We start from the raw sequence: 17,332 nt of genomic DNA on the forward strand, positions 1-17,332 counted from the left end.
ATCCTAAGAAAGTTCAGTGACGCAGTTTGTAGCCGCGGCGCAGCAGATTCAGCGCCACGGTTGCGAGTATCAGGAACGTCGCGCCGACGACCGCCAGGCTCGTGGCCGGCGAGACATCGGAGACGCCGAAGAAGCCGTAGCGGAACCCGTCGATCATGTAGAAGAACGGGTTGAAGTGCGACACGGCTTGCCACAGCGGCGGCAACGAATGAATCGAATAGAACACGCCCGCGAGGAACGTCGCCGGCATGATCAGGAAGTTCTGGAAGGCCGCGAGCTGATCGAATTTCTCGGCCCAGATGCCCGCAATCAGCCCGAGCGTGCCGAGAATCGCTGCGCCCAGGAACGCGAAGCCGAGAATCCACAGCGGCGCGGCAAACGTCAGATGCGTGAACGTCACGGTCACGAGGAATACGCCGAAGCCGACGCACAACCCGCGCACCACGGCAGCAAGCACGTACGCACCGAACATCTCCCAGTGCGAGAGCGGCGGCAGCAGCACGAACACCAGATTGCCGGTGATCTTCGACTGAATAAGCGACGAGGAACTGTTCGCGAACGCGTTCTGCAACACGCTCATCATCACCAGACCCGGCACCAGAAACGACGTGTAGGTGATCTGGTCGTAGACCTTCACACGGTCTTCGAGCACGTGGCCGAAGATCATCAGATACAGCAGCGCGGTGAGCACCGGTGCCGCCACGGTCTGGAAGCTCACCTTCCAGAAGCGCAGCACTTCCTTATAAAACAACGTACGAAAACCGATCATGCCGCCACCTCCTGCGCGCGCGCACCGGACATGATCTGCACGAAAACGTCTTCGAGATCTGCCTTCTGAATTTCAATGTCTTCGACGATCCCGCCGGCCGCACGGCAGGTAGCGAGAATCGACTCGACTTCGTCGCAGCCCGCCAGACGCAGCGCGAACTGACGCCCGCCGGTGTCTTGTCCGTCCACGAGGAGCGGACGCAGCGAATCGGGCAGCGTGCCCTGACGGAAGCGCAGTACCAGCCGCGTGCCCGCAAAACGCTGCAACAGCGATGCCGTACGTTCCAGTGCGACGACTTCGCCGCGCTTGAGCATGGCAATGCGGTCGCACAGCGCCTCGGCTTCTTCGAGATAGTGCGTGGTGAGGACGATGGTGTGGCCTTCGCGGTTCAGGCGCGAGATGAACTTCCAGAGCGTCTGACGCAATTCGACGTCGACCCCGGCGGTGGGCTCGTCGAGGACGATCACCGGCGGACGATGCACGAGCGCCTGCGCCACCAGCACGCGGCGCTTCATGCCGCCCGAGAGCTGGCGCATGTTCGCGTCGGCCTTGTCGGTCAGATCGAGATTGGCCATCACTTCGTCGATCCAGTCGTCGTTGCGCGTGAGGCCGAAGTAGCCCGACTGAATGCGCAACGTCTCACGCACCGAAAAGAACGGGTCGAAGACGAGCTCCTGCGGCACCACGCCGAGCTTGCGGCGGGCGTTGCGGTAGTCGCGCACGACGTCGTGACCGAGCACGCTGATGCTGCCAGCGTCGGCACGGGCCAGACCTGCGAGGATACTGATGAGCGTCGTCTTGCCGGCGCCGTTGGGGCCGAGCAGACCGAAAAATTCACCTTCTTCGATCGAGAAGCTGACGCCCTTGAGCGCCTGCAACGCCTGATAGCGTTTTTTGACGTTACGGATTTCGATGGCGGCCATGGGCTGCACGCGCCCGTCTTGGCGGACGCGCCATTTTTTGTAACTCCGGACACGGCGCGCCGAGCGCGCAAACCGGGGAGGATGGCGGCAATGACGGCGTCGGTGCCCCGAATGAGGGGGTTACCGCTCAATAGACGGCGGAAAACCCCTGATTATAAAGGAAGCGGGAGTCCGCCGTGGTTTTGGCCGACTGGCCAGCCCGCAAGGCCCCGCCCTGCTGGATTCGACAGGCCTCGGCGCCCCCTGCCGGGGCAATCACCGGAACAAAAAAAGCGCCGTCGTGGGACGGCGCTTTTTCTGGATTCTGCGGGCTTCGTGCACTGGCCACCCCGCCGACAGGGCACCGGCCGATCAGCTCGATAGCAGATGGTCGACGCCGTACACCAGCGCGAGACTGGCCAATCCGGTCGGCAAGTTAGTGAACGCCAACGTCAACCCACGTCGGCCGGCATGGCGGCGCAAGGCCAGCAGCACAGCGAGTGCCGACGAGTCGAAGCGCGTGAGCCCCGCGCAATCGACGTGGGTTTCCCCCGCGTCGATGCGATCGATGGCCTGCGCGAGCACCTCGCCGGCGGTGTCGTGCGTGAGATCGGTTTGCAAAGCGAGCATGCGCTTACTTGCCGCCCGAGAGCTGCTGGTTGCGCGTCTTCAGGAACTGGATCAGACCATCGATTCCGCTCTTGTTGATCTGCTCGGCAAACTGGCTGCGGTACGTCTGGATCAGCCACGAGCCGAACACGCTCATGTCATACAGTTTCCATTCGCCACTCGCCGTCTTGTACAGGCGGTAGTCGAGCTCGAACGGCTGGCCATTGTTGAGCACGCTGGTGTTGACCGCGACATCGGTATCGCCCGGTTGCGCGCGGAACGGCTTGTACTCGACCTGTTGATCACGAATCGATGCGATAGCACCGGCGTACGTGTACAGCAGCAACTTCCGGAACTCGGTCGTGAGCTGATCGCGTTGCGCCGGCGTGGCCGTCGCCCATGCACGGCCAGTGGCCAGTTGCGTGGTCTTCGCGAAATCCGCGTGCGGCATGATCTTGGTTTCGATCAGCTTGGTAATGCTGTTCAGGTCACCGCGTTGAATGTTCGGATCGGTCTTGGCAGCGGCCATGACCTCGGACACCGTCTGCTTGACCAGCGCGTCAGGCGCCTGGGCCTGTGCCATCGCCGAGCCCGCAGCGGTAAGCGTCATGAATGCCATGACGGGAATGAGCCAGAACTTCTTCATTGTGGACTTCCTCTTTCGAGTGACGAGTGTTGCGGGTTTTGATACCCGCGTTACGTGTTGAGTTCGCAAATTCCCGCCGGCGCGTTGTAACAAACTGTTGCCTGGTGGGCCTGACGGACACATCCCGCATGTCGGGACGCAACGAGGTGTTGGTACGACAGGACGCGCGCGAACGCGCGTCCCTCATGAGATCAACGACGGAACGGCAGACCACCCGGCACCATCGTGCCCGGCAGCGGCGAGCCTTGCGGCGAACCCGATTCCGGCTCGGCTGATGCGCCCGACGCCGGCGCCGGCATCGGCTGCGCGCCCGCGCCAGCCGCCGCGCCTGCGGCACCCGCACCGGCAGCGCCGTCTTCCTCTTCGTAGTTCGGCAGCGGGGCACTGCCCGATGCACCGCCGCTGATCAGGTACTTGCGGCGTGCCAGATAGGCGTCACGCGTGAACGAATACGGATCGAGCGCTGCGGCTTCGAGCAGGTTCGAAGCGTCGAGCAGGTTAGCCCGCGTGTTCACCAGACGCACGCCGTACAGCGAGTAGCTCACCCAATCCGGCTTGATATAGGACGTCGGATCAAGATACAGATTGGCCGCCATCCCGGCCGTATCGCGCACCGTGCTCGGGCCGAGCAGCGGCAACACCAGATACGGGCCGTCAGGCACGCCCCACTTGCCGAGCGTCACGCCGAAGTCCTGGCTGTGCTTGGGCAAGCCGGCCGGCGTTGCAAAGTCGAACAGACCCCCCACGCCCCAGAGCGTGTTGATCGTCAGGCGCATCAGATCCTGTACCGCCGCCGTGATTTGCAATTGCAGCAGGTTGTTGGCGAAGTTGTACACGTCGCCCACGTTCGAGAAGAAGTTCGTGACCATGTCGCGCCCGGGCTGCGGCACGATAAATTGGTAGCCCTTGGCCACCGGGGTCATGACAGCCTTGTCGAGCTTGTCGTTGAACGTGAACATCGAACGGTTGAACCCTTCGATGGGGTCGGTCGGCGTGGGGTTCGTCACAGTGGCGCAACCGGCCAGCGTCAAGGCGCCGACGGCCAGCACTGCCGAAGTACGGAAGCGGGTCATTTCTTTTATTTTCCTTGGTTAGCCGTTGCCCCTTGTCCCGGCGCGGCAGCCGGTGCAGGCGCTGCCGACGCGCCGCCCGGTTGGGCTCCGCCAGCATCCGCCGCCTTGTTATACAGGAACTGGCCGATCAGGTTTTCCAACACAATTGCGGACTGCGTGAGCGTGATCGTATCACCGGCTTTCAACATTTGATCGTCACCCCCGGGTTCGAGCCCGATGTACTGCTCACCGAGCAGGCCGGAGGTCAGGATCTTCGCCGACGAATCTTTCGGGAACTGGTACTGCGAATCGATGTTGAGCGTGACGCTGGCCAGATAGCGTTTATCGTCGAACTGAATCGACGACACGCGTCCGACCACCACGCCCGCGCTCTTGACGGCGGCGCGCGGCTTGAGCCCGCCGATATTGTCAAAGCGCACGGTGACCGGGTACGTACTCGAGAACGACAGCGAACTCATGTTACCCGCCTTGAGTGCGAGAAACAGCAGTGCCGCGAAGCCGAGAACCACGAACAAGCCGACCCAGAAGTCGAGAGGGTGTTTTTTCATTGTGTCAGTGTGCGCAATCTGTCTGTAATTGTCTTAGGCGGGATCGCCTGACGGTTAGCTGAACATCAGGGCCGTGAGCAGGAAATCGAGCGCCAGCACGGCCAGCGACGCCTGCACCACCGTGCGTGTCGTCGCGCGCGAGACACCCTCGGGCGTCGGCTGAGCTTCAAACCCCTGATACAGCGCAATAAAAGTCACGGCAATGCCGAACACAACGCTCTTGATCACGCCGTTGGCGACATCCGCCCAGACGTCGACGCCGCCCTGCATCTGCGACCAGAACGCACCGCTGTCGACACCGATCATCTGCACGCCGACCAGATAGCCGCCGAAGATACCGACCGCCGAGAAGATCGCGGCAAGAATCGGCATCGCGATCACGCCCGCCCAGAAACGCGGCGCAACGACGCGCGCGATCGGGTCGATCGCCATCATCTCCATCGCCGTCAGTTGTTCGCCAGCTTTCATCAGGCCAATCTCCGCCGTGAGCGACGTCCCCGCCCGCCCGGCAAACAGCAGCGCCGTGACGACCGGACCGAGCTCACGCACGAGCGACAGCGCGACGAGCAGGCCGAGCGCCTGTTCCGAACCGTACTTGTTGAGCGTGTAATAGCCTTGCAGGCCCAGCACGAAGCCGACAAACAGGCCCGAGACCGCAATGATCACGAACGAGTAGTTGCCGACGAAGTGAATTTGATCGGTCACCAGACGCGGGCGGCGCAGCAGCGCACCGCTCGACCTCAACATGCGCAGGAACAAGCGCGCGCCGTAGCCCAGGCGCTCGACATGCCCGCGGACAAAACCGCCGATCGCCGTGATCATGCGCGGCCTCCGATGCCGAAATCTTCCGCAAGCGGCAACGCGGGGTACTGAAACTTCACCGGGCCGTCCGGCTGCGCGTCGATAAACTGGCGCACGGTCGGGTCCTGCGAGGCCCGCAGGTCCTCCGGCGTCCCCTCGGCACCGATCCGGCCTTCGGTAATGAAATAAATGTAGTCGGCGATGGCGAAAGTCTCGGAAACATCGTGCGACACGATGATCGACGTGGCGCCCAACGCATCGTTGAGCTTGCGAATCAGGTTCGCCGTGATGCCCATCGAGATCGGGTCGAGACCGGTGAACGGCTCGTCGTACATGACGAGATCCGGATCGAGCGCGATCGTGCGCGCCAGCGCCACGCGTCGCGCCATGCCGCCCGAAATCTCGGCCGGCTTCATGTCGCGCGCCCCGCGCAGGCCCACGGCGTTGAGCTTCATAAGCACCAGATCGCGAATCATCTCTTCGTCGAGACGCGTATGTTCACGCAGCGGAAACGCCACATTGTCGAACACCGTCATGTCAGTAAAGAGCGCGCCAAACTGGAACAACATGCCCATGCGGCGGCGCAACTTGTACCAGCCATCACGGTCCAGCGACGACACATCGGTGCCATCGAAATCGACGACGCCACGGCTGGCATGCACCAGACCGCCGATCAGGCGCAGGACCGTAGTCTTCCCACAGCCGGAACCGCCCATGACCGCAATCACCTTGCCGCGCGGAAACCGCATGTTCAGCCCGGAAAGGACGAGACGTTCGCCATAACCGAAGCTAACGTCGCGCAATTCGAGCAGATTTTCCGTATTCGGGATAGGCACGTTTCGGGTCTTATAGTGCGGCGCAAAACGCCAATTATAGGGGGGAATGCCGATCGATGCCGTCCACGGGGAGGCTGTGACAGGCAGTACTGGCAGTTGCCCGCGGGATTTTACAGGCGGGCGGCCGACACCGCAGAACCCCGTTCCGATGCGCGTAACGGGGAAAAACGTAACCCCGGCAAGGACTTAGGAAGGGTTTGATCGGCGCGGCTGTTGCGCCGTTGCTACAATATGCCGATTTGGGCAATAAACCATTGATTGTTATGAAGTCTTCTCCGGCCGGGCCTGACGCTGGCGCGCCTGTTCCCTCCACTCGATTTCAGACGCGTCCGATGCGCCCTGCCGACCTTCCTCAAGTGTTGGTGGTACAGGCTCAGGCCTATGGCGACGTGATGCTGGAATCGGAAGCCACGCTGGGTTCGCGGCTGGCGCTGTCCCCCGCCACCTGCTGGGTGGCCGTGGATGAGACCGCCGTGGTGGCCGGGTATCTGTTCACGCATCCGTGGCAACTCGCCGCCCCGCCACCGCTCGACATGGTACTCGACGCTCTGCCCGACGCCCCCGACTGCTGGTACGTCCACGATATGGCACTCGCCCCGCGCACGCGAGGCGCGGGTGTGGCGGCCCGCCTGTATGACGCCGCGTTGACCTCGGCACAGGCACTTGGCCTTGCCGCATCCGCACTCGTTGCAGTGCAGCAATCACAAGGTTTCTGGGCGCGTTTCGGCTACAAGGCTGCCACCGATGTCTCACCGTTGATTGCGGCGAAGCTGGCTGGCTACGGTGACGGCGCGGTGTTCATGACACGCACGCTGTAATTCAGAAGGCAGTGCACGGCGCATCGTCGCGACCCTCACTGCCCGCATTTCCTCCCGCCCCCGGCGTCACGCCCGCTTCGCAAATTCCGCTTGCATGCCCTTGACGGCAGTCGCCACGTCGGCCGCCTCCGTCACGGCACGCACCACAGCCGTACACCCCACGCCAGTCTCAAGCACCTGCGGCAAGTTCTGCGCGTCGATGCCGCCGATGGCAACGAGCGGATAGTGCGGCGAAATCAGCTTCACGTACCGCGCGAGCTTGGCCAGCCCTTGCGGCGCGGTGGCGATGACCTTGGTCGTCGTCGGGAACACGGCCCCCACGGCGAGATAGCTCGGGCGGAAGTGGTGAGCGGCAAGAATCTCGTAATAGCCGTGCGTGCTGATGCCTAGCCGCATGCCGCTCGCGTGCAGCGATTCGACTTCGGCGGCGGAAAGCGCCGCCATGTCCTCCTGCCCCAGATGCACGCCGTAAGCGTTTGCCTGCGCCGCTTCGCGCCAATGGTCATTGATGAACCATGCGCTGTCGTGCGTCACGCGCTTGCCGGCGGCAACCGTGCGCGCGATCTCCGACGTCAGTGCGGGATGGGCCGGGTCCTTGACGCGAAGCTGCACAGTGCCGACCTGAAGATCAGCCATGCGCTCGCACCAGCCGGCATCGGGGAGCACGGGGTACAGCCCCAGCCGCGCCGGACATGCGGGAAATTCGCCGGGGCTCGGCACCTGGCCGACCACTTCAGGGAACGTCTCCAACACCGTCGGCCAGTCACCCAGCGCATCGGCATCTTCCGCCCGCGCATGGCGGCCGTCGGTGCGCCACGCGCGGCCAAGCACGAGCGCATCGTGCGGTGCAAAGCCGCAGTCGAGAAACGCGGCGAATGCGGGGAAAAATGCGGGATCGTCCACGCCGGCCACGCGATAGATTTCGCCGTCCGCATACAACGTGTCTTCGACACCGCCACGCGGTAACGCACGCGAGCACAGCACAACGGCACCCGCCGCACGCCACACGTCGATTTGCACCGAGGTGCCGGTATCCAGTGCGCCTTGCGGCGTCAGCGGCCACCAGAACACGTCACCTTTGGCAAAACCGCCCGGCGGTACCTGCGCGTGCAGGCGCCATTGCGCAGTCGTGCTGGCGTCCGGCCACGGCGCGAGACGGGCGCGGATCGCGCCGGCCGCCTGTTGCCACGCCAACGCGAGCGGCGCGTCGGCCGGCAGGCACGTCACATGAGACAAAGGATCAGTCTGCCCCGAATCGCTGGACACCGGTGCAGCCGCGCGGGCAGACATCGTCATGAATAATCCTTGCTGTGCCAGAACGGCACGCCGACCACCGGCGTGCTGGCTTCGGCGCTCTCGCGCTCGGCCATCGGCCCGGCGAGCCATGCGCTACGACCGGCCTTGATGGCAGAAGCAAACGCGCCAGCCATTTCCACCGGCTGTGCCGCCAGCGCCACGGCGGTGTTCAGCAGCACGCCGTCGAAGCCCCATTCCATCACCTGACAGGCATGCGACGGCAGACCGAGACCTGCATCGACGATGAGCGGCGTGTCGGGCAGGCGATCGCGCAGCAAGCGCAGGCCATACGGATTGATCACGCCCTTGCCGGTGCCGATCGGCGCGCCCCACGGCATCAGCGCCTGACAACCCACGTCCAGCAAACGGCGGCACAGCACCAGATCTTCAGTGCAGTACGGCAGCACCTTGAAGCCGTCGCGAATCAGTTGTTCCGCGGCCGTGACGAGACCGAACGGGTCGGGCTGCAAGGTGTAGTCGTCACCGATGAGTTCGAGCTTGATCCAGTCGGTCTCGAACACTTCGCGTGCCATTTGTGCGGTGGTCACCGCTTCCTGCACGGAATGGCAGCCGGCTGTGTTTGGCAGCACGGGCACGGCGAGACGTCGCAGCGTGTCCCAGAAATGGCTTTCGGACACTTGCGCGCCGGTGCCCGAGAGTTGACGGCGCAGCGCCACGGTCACCATGCCGGGACGGGCGGTATCGATGGAATCGTTCAGCGCCTGCAACGACGGGTAGCGCGCAGTGCCGAGCAAAAAGCGGCTGCCGAAGCGAGTGTCATAGAGGGTCAGCGCGTCGCGCGTGCTGCCTGCGGCCACGTTGGCCGATTCGGTAATTGCGTTCATTTCAGCCTCCGGCGACCGGTTGCACGACATCGACTTTGTCGCCCTGCACGAGTTGGCGCGCGGCGTATTGCGTCTTGGGCACGAACTGTCCGTTCACGGCGGCCGCAAAAGGCGGCTTAGCGCCGTAAGCGGCGAGTGCTTCGGCGAGCGTTGCCGCATCGGCCACGCTCAGCGTCTGTTGATTGATCTGGATATCCATTGCGTACTGTTCCCTCTCAAGCCCGGCGGAACAGGTCCGGCCAAGGCCGGCTTGCTCGCCACGTCTCCCAATCGAGCGCGTCTCCCACTGCTGTTGGCGCGCCCTTCGTTTGCATCAATGCCTGCGCCAGTGCGCACGCTTCGCCGGTCACCGCCGGCGCCAGCAGATAGCCGTGCCGGTAGAGACCGTTCACGCGCAACAACCGCGCGCCGTCCCACTGCACTCGCGGCAGGTGATCGGGTAGCGCCGGGCGGCAGTTGACGTTCAACTCGACGATGCGCGCCTCGCCGAACGCAGGGTTCAGCGAATGCGCTGCCGATAGCAATTCGAGCGCCGAGCGCACCGTCATCGGCGACATGTCTTCGGATTCAAGCTCGGTCGCGCCGATCACATAGAGATCGTTCTCTTTAGGCGCGATGTAGATCGGATAACGCGGATGCAGCAATCGCACCGGACGGCGCAGGCCGATCCCCGGTGCGTGAATACGCACCACTTCACCGCGCACGCCGCGAAGCTGCGTGAGCGCCGCGCGCGCGCCCAGACCGCGACAGTCGATGACGAGACCCGCGTCGGGGTAGTCCCCTTCGGTAATTTCCGTGTTCCAGTGCAGGTCGGCACCGGCTTTTGCCAGCCCTGCGGCGAGTGCACGCAGCAACTGGCGGTTATCGAGCTGGCCCTCGTTGGGCAGCAGCCAGCCTTCCTGAAAGCGGCCGGCGAGCGCGGGTTCGACATCGGCAAGCGATTTCGCCCCTTGACCGCCAAGACGTTCGACACCACCGCGCAGCAGTTCAGGCGGGGCGTTAGCGCGCATGCGACGGTCGAACATGACGGCTTCGGCGCGGTCAGGCTGGTGCCACACGACGAGCGTGCCGTTGCGTTGGAAGAACACGTGTTCGGGAAGTCCGTCGATCAGCCCGGGCCAGCGCTCCAGCCCGACGGCGCCCATTTCGACGATGCTCGGCTCGGCCACGGCCGCTTCGGCCAGCGGCGCGAGCATGGCGGCGGCCACCCAACCGGCTGCGGACGAGCCGTCGGCATCGCCGCGCTCATAGAGCGCGACACGCGCGCCGGTGCGAATCAGTTGCCACGCGACGAGGCGCCCGGACAGGCCTCCGCCGAGCACGGCAACGTCGGGACGTGAAGTCGAGGCGCTCATACGCGCACGCCCGCACAGGCCATCACGGCGTGCAGGCACTCAGGGCAATGCGAAGGAATTTGCGGAAGGTAACGCATGGGGTCCTTTCCTCATGAAAGCAAAAGGACGAAACGGTGCCAGGCACCTTACCCCACTGGAGGAGTCGGAAACTTCCCACGCCGGTATTACCCGGGTCGGGTGCAAAGGGTCTCTCTCAGCCCCGCGATCGTCACGCATGGTCTACACCCGCGTTCGATACGGAGCACCCCTGTTTCGCCCGCAGCCATTACAACATAGATGCCGACGCCCGTGCAAGCTGGCTTCCCGGGTGGGTAGACGCTCGACGCGTCTCGTTTTTTGACGTTTTTCCCGGGCGTTGTAACAGCGCGTAAACTGAATTTCGGCGTGACGCGAGCCCTGGGCCGGGAATCGTGCAACACACTGAGGAAGACGACGGTCAAACGAACCGTTGGGTACCGGTGAAGCCGTCGGGGCGTCGTCGGGCACTCGATCCGGAACACGCGCGGCCGCGCGCCGCCGGGCACTCCTCATAAAACGTTGCACCACTGCGGCAACGCCGCCAGACGATCATGGCCCACACGCCGACGCCACCCACGCCCCCAGCCTCGCCGGAGGTTCCGCCGCCGGGCGCCTCCGATCCGGCGAAGCCCGCGCCAACACCCCCGAAATCACCCACGGCATGGCAACTGATCCGGCCGTACTGGGTCTCCGAAAAGCGCTGGGAGGGACGCCGGCTGCTGCTGCTCGTGATCGCGCTGAATCTCGCAGTGGTGTTTATCAACGTGCGCCTGAACGCATGGAACGCGCGCTTTTACGATGCCCTCGACAAGCGCAACTGGCCGGTCTTCACCTCGTCGCTGATGGAGTTCGCCGTGCTGGCGTTCAGCTTCATCATCATCGCGACGTTTCGCACGTACTTCCGGCAGATGCTGGAAATCAAGTGGCGGCAGTGGGTCACGGATACGAACCTGACGAAGTGGTTCACGCGTCAGGCCTATTACCGCATCGAGCGCGATCATCTCGCAGACAACCCCGACCAGCGTATTTCCGAAGACATTCGTACGCTCGTGAATTCCTCGCTGGCGCTCTCGCTGGATCTGCTGACCACGCTCGTCTCGCTGTTCTCGTTCGTCACGATTCTCTGGACGATTTCGGGGGCCGTCTCGTTTGCGCTCGGCACGATGAACGTGACGGTGCCCGGGTACATGGTTTGGGTGGCGGCTCTCTATGCGGTGGTCGGCTCGTTCTTCATCTTCAAGGTCGGCCGCCCGCTCGTCGGACTCAGCTATCGCCAGCAACAAGTGGAAGCCGATTTCCGTTTTCTGCTGGTGCGCCTGCGCGAAAGCTCGGAACAAATCGCGCTGTATCGCGGCGAAGGCGCCGAGCTCTCGCGCCTGAAATCGGCCTTTGGCGCGGTGCGCGACAACTGGTGGCAGATCATGGTCGTCACCAAGCGGCTGATTTTCGCGAACTCGATTTACGGCCAGATCGCCATCGTGTTTCCGATCATGGCAGCAGCGCCCCGGTACTTCGCGGGCGCCTTCACGCTCGGCGTGTTGATGCGCATCATCGATGCCTTCGGACAGGTCAGTGACGGTTTCTCCTGGTTCGTGAACAGCTTCACGACGCTGGCCGACTGGAAAGCCACGATCAACCGGTTACGGGAATTTACACGCGTGATCGACGAACCGCCGCGCGCCGGTGGCATTGCTGTCGTCCCCGCGCAGGCCGGAGCAGCACCCGCGTTTGCCGCCACCGATCTGCAACTCGCACTGCCGAACGGCGCACCGCTCGCGAACGTCGGCTCGTTTGCCTTTGCACGCGGCTCACGCTGGCTGGTACGCGGGCGCTCGGGCTGCGGCAAGAGCACGATGTTGCGAGCGCTGGCCGGTCTGTGGCCATTCGGCAGCGGACAAGTCAACGTGCCCGCCAATGCGCGCGTCCTGTTCCTGTCGCAACAGAGCTATCTGCCGATCGATACGCTGGCGGCTGCGCTTGCCTTCCCGTCGCCGCCGCAAACCTTTACCGATGCGCAGTACCGCGATGCGCTGGCTGCGGTGAGCCTCGGACAATACGGCGGCGATCTGCAAACCGTTGCGCATTGGGCGCGGCGTCTGTCGGGCGGCGAACAGCAACGACTCGCGGCTGCCCGTGCATTGCTTCAGAAACCCGACTTCCTCTTTCTCGATGAAGCGACCAGCGCGCTCGATGTCGAAACCGAGGAAGCCGTGTACGACGCCCTGCACGCCAATCTTCCCGATACGACGATGGTCAGTGTTGCGCATCGCGAGACACTCGGCCGATTCCATCAGCACACCATGACGCTGCATCCTGTCGAGGAGGTTGCGCCACCGCGCGCGGTCGGGGCGGCATAGTGATTTGCGCCCCATTTTTTCACCCAGTTTCACCGCTGCTTTCGGCATTCGCACAACGGTATTGGCCGCGACTTTGTTCACTTCCTAATTAATATTGACGCGGCTATTCCACGCCTCCCTCCGTTTGGCATAATCACACGCACCCTCCGCTTTATCCGGGCTCACCGTGATTACCCCTACTTCTTCGTCTGGCGACCACGCCCGACGCACTATCGTCGTGACCGGTGCCGCCTCAGGTATCGGTGCCGCCATCGCACGACACCTCGCCTCACCTGACACGCAGCTACTGCTGCACACACGCGGCAGTTCCCCTGAGAGCCAACAACGACTCGCCGATGTTCGCACCACGTGCGAATCGCTCGGCGCGAATTGCGCTGTGTGGCTGGGCGATCTCTCGGACGTGTCTGCCGCCGCGCGACTGATCGACGCCGCCCGCGACGCCTTCGGCCCCGTCGACCAGATCGTCAGCAATGCGGGTTTCGCGACGCGCCAGAGTCTCGCCGACATCGACGACGAGGCCTTTGCCCACGCACTGGCAGCCATGCCCGGCACCTTCGCCGCGCTGCTGCGCTGTGCCCTGCCCGACTTGCAACGCTCGTCGCGCGCGAGCATCGTCGCGATCAGCTCGTTCGTCGCGCATCGTATCGCCGCGAACACGACCGGGTTTCCGGCGACAGCCGCCGCGAAAGCCGCCATCGAAGCGCTCGCGAAAAGCGCCGCCGCCGAGTACGCGCGCGCCGGTATTACGGTGAACTGCGTGGCACCGGGCTACACCCGCAAGGACGGCGGGCACTCGGCGATGGACCCGGCGGCATGGCAACGCGCTGCCGACGCCACCCCGACCGGCCGCCTCTGCGAACCCGATGACATTGCAGCACTCGCCGCCTTCCTGCTCGGCCCGCACGCCCGGCAGATCACCGGTCAGGTGATTCACGTCGACGGCGGCCTGACGATTTAACGCCGCGCCAAAACAAAAACACCGTGCGACGGCACAGGTGACTGGCGCAGGCAGCACAGGTGGCACACGCACACATAACGACAAATACACGATTCACCGAGGAGTCTTCATGGCATTTTTTTCCTGGTTCAACGAACTCAACACGAAGGAACGCAAGGCCCTGTATGCGGGCTTTGGCGGTTACGCCGTCGACGCGTTCGACTTCATGATCTATTCGTTTCTGATCCCGACGCTGATCGCCGCATGGGGCATGACGAAGGGTGAAGCCGGGATGATCGCGACCAGCTCGCTGATCTCATCAGCGGTCGGCGGATGGCTCGCAGGGATTCTCGCGGACCGCTACGGCCGCGTTCGCGTTCTGCAATGGACGATCGCCACGTTCTGCCTCTTCACATTCCTCTCGGGCTTCACCAACTCGTTCTGGCAACTGCTCATCACACGCACGTTGCAAGGCATCGGCTTCGGCGGCGAATGGACGGTGGTCACGATGATGATGGGCGAAATGATTCGCTCGCCCCAACACCGCGCGAAGGCGGTCGGTACGGTGCAAAGCAGCTGGTCCGTGGGTTGGGCTGCCGCGGCGTTGCTCTACTGGTTCTTCTTCGCCGTGCTCGATGAAGGTACGGCATGGCGCGCCTGCTTCTGGATCGGCATTCTGCCCGCCGTGTGGATCACCTACGTGCGCCGCAACGTGTCGGACCCGGAGATCTTCACGCAAACGCGCAAGAAGATTGCGGAGGGCAAACTGCAAGGCAACTTCACGCAGATTTTCGCGCCCGAGCATCTGAAGACGACGATTCTCGGCAGCCTGCTCTGCACCGGCATGCTCGGTGGCTATTACGCGATCACGACGTGGCTGCCGACGTATCTGAAGACGGTGCGCGGCCTGTCGGTGTTCAATACGAGTGCGTATCTGATCGTGCTGATCGTCGGCTCGTTCGTGGGCTATATCGTGGGCGCCATTCTCTCGGACAAACTCGGCCGTCGCGGCGCGTTCATCTTCTTCGCCATCGCCTCGTTTGTGCTCGGCATGGTCTACACGATGCTGCCGATCACCGACAGCGCGATGCTGTGGCTGGGCTTCCCGCTGGGGATTGTGGTGCAAGGCATTTTTGCCGGCATTGGCGCGTATCTCACCGAGTTGTATCCGAACCATATTCGCGGTTCGGGTCAGGGCTTTTGCTACAACCTCGGGCGCGGCATCGGTTCGTTCTTCCCCATCGCCGTGGGCATGCTCGCGCAAACAGGCTCGCTGGTGAAAGCCATCGGCTTCGTTGCCGGCGGCGGCTATCTGCTGGTGGTCGTCTGCGCGCTGCTGTTGCCGGAGACGCGCGGCAAAGTGCTCACGACGCCGGACCTGACGCACTGATTACGCACTGTTTACGCACTGATTACGCACTGACCAAGCACTGACTAAGCACTGACTAAGCACTGATCACGCACAGAAATGGCAAAACGGGATGCCGGATCGCGAACGACGTTCGATCCGGCATCCCGCTGCCTCACCGGGCGTTCGCCTGAACTACCGCGAGCGCGCCGGACAACTACCGCGGTGCGCGCCGCTTGTGCGCGGCGTCGCGACCGTCATACCCCCGCCTACACACCGGCTACCGGCCCAACATTCAACACGCCCGCATAGGGCGTTTCCGGCAAACCCTGGACGCCGCATCGCACGGCAAACACGTGACCATCGTGCTCGTTGGCATTCGCCCCCGGGCGGATGGACGTGACAAACAACGTATCGTACTCTCGCCCGCCAAACGCGCACATCGACGGTTTGGACACCGGCAACACGATCTCGCGATCCAGTGCACCGGCAGGCGTAAAGCGCAGCAACCGGCTGCCGTCGTTCGCACATGTCCAGTAACAACCGTCCGCATCGACCGCCGCGCCATCGGGGCGGCCCGGGTACTGGTTCATATCCACGAACAGGCGTTGCCCGCTGATCGCACCGCTGTCGATATCGAAGTCGAATGCCCACACGAGACGCCGCGTCGGGTGCGAATCACTCAGATACATCGTGCGGCCGTCCGGCGAGAAACCCAGACCGTTTTGCGTCACCAGTGCGTCGACCAACGGTGCCGACAACTCACCCGCGGCGTCGAATCGGAACAACGCACCCGCGTCGCTCGCCAACGACATGTCCTGCACCATCGTGCCCGCCCAGAAGCGGCCCTGCCGATCGCAACGTCCGTCGTTGAAACGCATGCCGGGCGCCGGAAAAGCGGGGGCAGCGAGACGATGGAATTGCGCCGTGTCGACGACGTCCGACTTAGCGAGATCAGCGAGATCATCGCGATGCACCGCGAACAGCCCGGTCTCGGCACCGGCGAGCAACGTGCCCACGGCGTCGAACGTGAAGCACGCGACCTGCTCGGGGAAAGTCCACTGGCGATGCGCGCCATCGGCCGGCGTCAGCCGATGCAGTTGCTTCGCAGGGATATCCACCCAGTAGAGCGCCTGTTCGTCATCGCGCCAGAGCGGGCTTTCTCCAACTGCGTGCGGCGTCGAACGCGTAGGCGCCAGTCGCTCGATGCGTTCGATGCGTTCGATCGACAGACTCATGCTTTGGGCTCCATCGGCCCCATCAGCACGAACGGACCGCCTTGATAGCGTTGGGTCCAGTCATCCATTTGCGTATCGGGCGCCTTCGCCGGGAACAGCCCTGCGAATTCGGCCGAACTGTCTTGCGGACGGTAGCCGAGGAACGACGCCTTGGTGTTGTCGACCCACAGCGTCGGGTTGTCCGACACGCCGTAGACGATGGCATGGCCCACGCGATTGGTGAACAGCGAGCAACGCACGAGTTCTGCCAGATCGCGAAAGCTCAGATACGTGACCATCATGCGCGGATTCTTCGGCTGCTCGAACGATGAGCCGATGCGCAGGCACACGGTCTCGAGGCCAAAGCGATCGAAGTAGTAACGCGACAGATCTTCGCCAAAACACTTCGACAGTCCGTACATGCCATCGGGACGGTGCGGGACGTCGGTATCGAGCACTTCGGTGACTTCGTGAAAGCCCACCGCGTGGTTGGAACTGGCGTACACAATGCGCTTCACACCCTGCTTCTGCGCGGCGCTGTAGACGTTGTACAGCCCCAGAATGTTCGCTTGCAGAATGTCGTCGAACGGCGCTTCGACGGAAATGCCGCCCAGATGCACGAGCGCATCCACGCCTTCGAGTAACGCGTGCACGGCGGCGCGATCTGCGAGATCGACCTGCATCGCTTCTTCATGCGGTGCGTCTGCGGTGACCGGCACGATGTCGCTCACGCGAACGATGTCCGCCCATTCGGCAAGCTTGCCGCGCAATTGTTTGCCGAGGTTGCCCGCTGCGCCGGTCAACAGCAGACGGCGGAAGGGTTTGCCGGAAGTCTGGCTCATGTCACTCCTTGTTCATCGGTAGATCGCCATGCATGCGTCGATGCATCGCTACAACGAAATCGACACTGCGCCACACACCGGTCAAGGTGCGCAGCGCAGTGTTCGTCAAACTTAC

Annotated in this window: 18 protein-coding genes and 1 riboswitch; of the genes, 4 read left to right on the forward strand and 14 right to left on the reverse strand. The window is 63.4% G+C overall.

Annotated elements, in window-relative coordinates:
• Positions 1-13: 13 nt before the first annotated feature.
• The 8 genes from AT302_RS25135 to AT302_RS25170 form a co-directional block, all read right to left on the reverse strand.
• Positions 14-769, reverse strand: a complete 756-nt coding sequence (locus tag AT302_RS25135; protein WP_058376334.1) for an ABC transporter permease — start codon at positions 767-769, stop codon at positions 14-16.
• Positions 766-1,692: an ABC transporter ATP-binding protein gene (locus tag AT302_RS25140; protein WP_058376335.1), complete on the reverse strand. Its 927-nt coding sequence runs from the start codon at positions 1,690-1,692 to the stop codon at positions 766-768. Before AT302_RS25140 ends, AT302_RS25135 begins: the two co-directional genes overlap by 4 nt.
• A 351-nt stretch (positions 1,693-2,043) precedes the next feature.
• Positions 2,044-2,301 carry an STAS domain-containing protein gene (locus tag AT302_RS25145; RefSeq protein ID WP_058376336.1) on the reverse strand — a complete coding sequence of 86 codons (258 nt, stop codon included), beginning with the start codon at positions 2,299-2,301 and terminating at the stop codon, positions 2,044-2,046.
• Positions 2,302-2,305: 4 nt separating this feature from the next.
• Entirely contained in the window at positions 2,306-2,926 is a 621-nt protein-coding gene (locus AT302_RS25150) for an MlaC/ttg2D family ABC transporter substrate-binding protein (protein WP_058376337.1), read from the reverse strand.
• 191 nt (positions 2,927-3,117) lie between these two features.
• Positions 3,118-3,999, reverse strand: a complete 882-nt coding sequence (locus AT302_RS25155; RefSeq protein ID WP_058376338.1) for an MlaA family lipoprotein — start codon at positions 3,997-3,999, stop codon at positions 3,118-3,120.
• Positions 4,000-4,004: 5 nt separating this feature from the next.
• Positions 4,005-4,547, reverse strand: a complete 543-nt coding sequence (mlaD, locus tag AT302_RS25160) for an outer membrane lipid asymmetry maintenance protein MlaD (protein WP_058376339.1) — start codon at positions 4,545-4,547, stop codon at positions 4,005-4,007.
• A 54-nt stretch (positions 4,548-4,601) separates the two neighbouring features.
• The gene (mlaE, locus tag AT302_RS25165) at positions 4,602-5,369 is read right to left on the reverse strand and encodes a lipid asymmetry maintenance ABC transporter permease subunit MlaE (protein ID WP_058376340.1); all 768 of its coding nucleotides are present in this window, start codon (positions 5,367-5,369) and stop codon (positions 4,602-4,604) included.
• A complete protein-coding gene (locus tag AT302_RS25170; protein ID WP_058379939.1) occupies positions 5,366-6,178 on the reverse strand; it encodes an ABC transporter ATP-binding protein in 813 nt (270 codons plus the stop codon). Before AT302_RS25170 ends, mlaE begins: the two co-directional genes overlap by 4 nt.
• Positions 6,179-6,516: 338 nt before the next feature.
• On the opposite strand from AT302_RS25170, the gene AT302_RS25175 reads away from it, so the two are divergent.
• Positions 6,517-7,002, forward strand: a complete 486-nt coding sequence (locus tag AT302_RS25175; protein WP_058376341.1) for a GNAT family N-acetyltransferase — start codon at positions 6,517-6,519, stop codon at positions 7,000-7,002.
• Between the two features lie 66 nt (positions 7,003-7,068).
• Here the strand turns inward: AT302_RS25175 and AT302_RS25180 are convergent, their stop codons facing one another.
• Genes AT302_RS25180 through AT302_RS25195 form a run of 4 tightly spaced genes read right to left on the reverse strand, consistent with a single transcriptional unit; the run spans position 7,069 to position 10,498 of the window.
• Positions 7,069-8,298 (reverse strand): thiamine phosphate synthase, encoded by a 1,230-nt coding sequence (locus AT302_RS25180; RefSeq protein WP_064675007.1) that lies wholly within the window; start codon positions 8,296-8,298, stop codon positions 7,069-7,071.
• Positions 8,295-9,143, reverse strand: coding sequence for a thiazole synthase (locus tag AT302_RS25185; protein WP_058376342.1), 849 nt, complete (start codon positions 9,141-9,143; stop codon positions 8,295-8,297). Before AT302_RS25185 ends, AT302_RS25180 begins: the two co-directional genes overlap by 4 nt.
• A gap of 1 nt (position 9,144) precedes the next feature.
• Complete coding sequence (gene thiS, locus AT302_RS25190; RefSeq protein WP_058376343.1) at positions 9,145-9,342, reverse strand: sulfur carrier protein ThiS; 198 nt, start codon at positions 9,340-9,342, stop codon at positions 9,145-9,147.
• A gap of 16 nt (positions 9,343-9,358) precedes the next feature.
• Positions 9,359-10,498, reverse strand: a complete 1,140-nt coding sequence (locus AT302_RS25195; RefSeq protein ID WP_058376344.1) for an FAD-dependent oxidoreductase — start codon at positions 10,496-10,498, stop codon at positions 9,359-9,361.
• A gap of 133 nt (positions 10,499-10,631) precedes the next feature.
• A riboswitch (TPP riboswitch) is annotated at positions 10,632-10,757 on the reverse strand.
• Between the two features lie 310 nt (positions 10,758-11,067).
• Between AT302_RS25195 and AT302_RS25200 the strand changes: the two genes are divergently transcribed.
• The 3 genes from AT302_RS25200 to AT302_RS25210 all read left to right on the forward strand — a co-directional run bounded on the left by AT302_RS25200 (position 11,068) and on the right by AT302_RS25210 (position 15,200).
• Positions 11,068-12,873 carry an ABC transporter ATP-binding protein/permease gene (locus tag AT302_RS25200; protein WP_084656463.1) on the forward strand — a complete coding sequence of 602 codons (1,806 nt, stop codon included), beginning with the start codon at positions 11,068-11,070 and terminating at the stop codon, positions 12,871-12,873.
• A 169-nt stretch (positions 12,874-13,042) separates the two neighbouring features.
• Positions 13,043-13,831, forward strand: coding sequence for an SDR family NAD(P)-dependent oxidoreductase (locus AT302_RS25205; RefSeq protein WP_058379942.1), 789 nt, complete (start codon positions 13,043-13,045; stop codon positions 13,829-13,831).
• 109 nt (positions 13,832-13,940) lie between these two features.
• Positions 13,941-15,200 (forward strand): MFS transporter, encoded by a 1,260-nt coding sequence (locus AT302_RS25210; protein ID WP_058376345.1) that lies wholly within the window; start codon positions 13,941-13,943, stop codon positions 15,198-15,200.
• A gap of 227 nt (positions 15,201-15,427) precedes the next feature.
• Here the strand turns inward: AT302_RS25210 and AT302_RS25215 are convergent, their stop codons facing one another.
• Both AT302_RS25215 and AT302_RS25220 read right to left on the reverse strand, forming a co-directional pair.
• On the reverse strand, positions 15,428-16,396 hold the full coding sequence (locus tag AT302_RS25215; RefSeq protein ID WP_058376346.1) for an SMP-30/gluconolactonase/LRE family protein: 969 nt from the start codon (positions 16,394-16,396) through the stop codon (positions 15,428-15,430).
• On the reverse strand, positions 16,393-17,217 hold the full coding sequence (locus tag AT302_RS25220) for an NAD-dependent epimerase/dehydratase family protein (protein ID WP_058376347.1): 825 nt from the start codon (positions 17,215-17,217) through the stop codon (positions 16,393-16,395). Before AT302_RS25220 ends, AT302_RS25215 begins: the two co-directional genes overlap by 4 nt.
• Positions 17,218-17,332: the final 115 nt, after the last annotated feature.

Source organism: Pandoraea norimbergensis (assembly GCF_001465545.3).
GTDB lineage: Bacteria > Pseudomonadota > Gammaproteobacteria > Burkholderiales > Burkholderiaceae > Pandoraea > Pandoraea norimbergensis.

Excerpts from the sequence above, each read along its gene's own strand:
- AT302_RS25135 (WP_058376334.1), bottom strand. The coding sequence starts at position 769 with ATGATCGGTTTTCGTACGTTGTTTTATAAGGAAGTGCTGCGCTTCTGG.
- AT302_RS25195 (WP_058376344.1), bottom strand. The coding sequence starts at position 10,498 with ATGAGCGCCTCGACTTCACGTCCCGACGTTGCCGTGCTCGGCGGAGGC.
- AT302_RS25215 (WP_058376346.1), bottom strand. The coding sequence starts at position 16,396 with ATGAGTCTGTCGATCGAACGCATCGAACGCATCGAGCGACTGGCGCCT.
- AT302_RS25155 (WP_058376338.1), bottom strand. The coding sequence starts at position 3,999 with ATGACCCGCTTCCGTACTTCGGCAGTGCTGGCCGTCGGCGCCTTGACG.
- AT302_RS25210 (WP_058376345.1), top strand. The coding sequence starts at position 13,941 with ATGGCATTTTTTTCCTGGTTCAACGAACTCAACACGAAGGAACGCAAG.
- AT302_RS25220 (WP_058376347.1), bottom strand. The coding sequence starts at position 17,217 with ATGAGCCAGACTTCCGGCAAACCCTTCCGCCGTCTGCTGTTGACCGGC.
- AT302_RS25175 (WP_058376341.1), top strand. The coding sequence starts at position 6,517 with ATGCGCCCTGCCGACCTTCCTCAAGTGTTGGTGGTACAGGCTCAGGCC.
- thiS (WP_058376343.1), bottom strand. The coding sequence starts at position 9,342 with ATGGATATCCAGATCAATCAACAGACGCTGAGCGTGGCCGATGCGGCA.
- mlaE (WP_058376340.1), bottom strand. The coding sequence starts at position 5,369 with ATGATCACGGCGATCGGCGGTTTTGTCCGCGGGCATGTCGAGCGCCTG.
- AT302_RS25150 (WP_058376337.1), bottom strand. The coding sequence starts at position 2,926 with ATGAAGAAGTTCTGGCTCATTCCCGTCATGGCATTCATGACGCTTACC.
- mlaD (WP_058376339.1), bottom strand. The coding sequence starts at position 4,547 with ATGAAAAAACACCCTCTCGACTTCTGGGTCGGCTTGTTCGTGGTTCTC.
- AT302_RS25185 (WP_058376342.1), bottom strand. The coding sequence starts at position 9,143 with ATGAACGCAATTACCGAATCGGCCAACGTGGCCGCAGGCAGCACGCGC.
- AT302_RS25200 (WP_084656463.1), top strand. The coding sequence starts at position 11,068 with ATGGCCCACACGCCGACGCCACCCACGCCCCCAGCCTCGCCGGAGGTT.
- AT302_RS25140 (WP_058376335.1), bottom strand. The coding sequence starts at position 1,692 with ATGGCCGCCATCGAAATCCGTAACGTCAAAAAACGCTATCAGGCGTTG.
- AT302_RS25145 (WP_058376336.1), bottom strand. The coding sequence starts at position 2,301 with ATGCTCGCTTTGCAAACCGATCTCACGCACGACACCGCCGGCGAGGTG.
- AT302_RS25180 (WP_064675007.1), bottom strand. The coding sequence starts at position 8,298 with ATGACGATGTCTGCCCGCGCGGCTGCACCGGTGTCCAGCGATTCGGGG.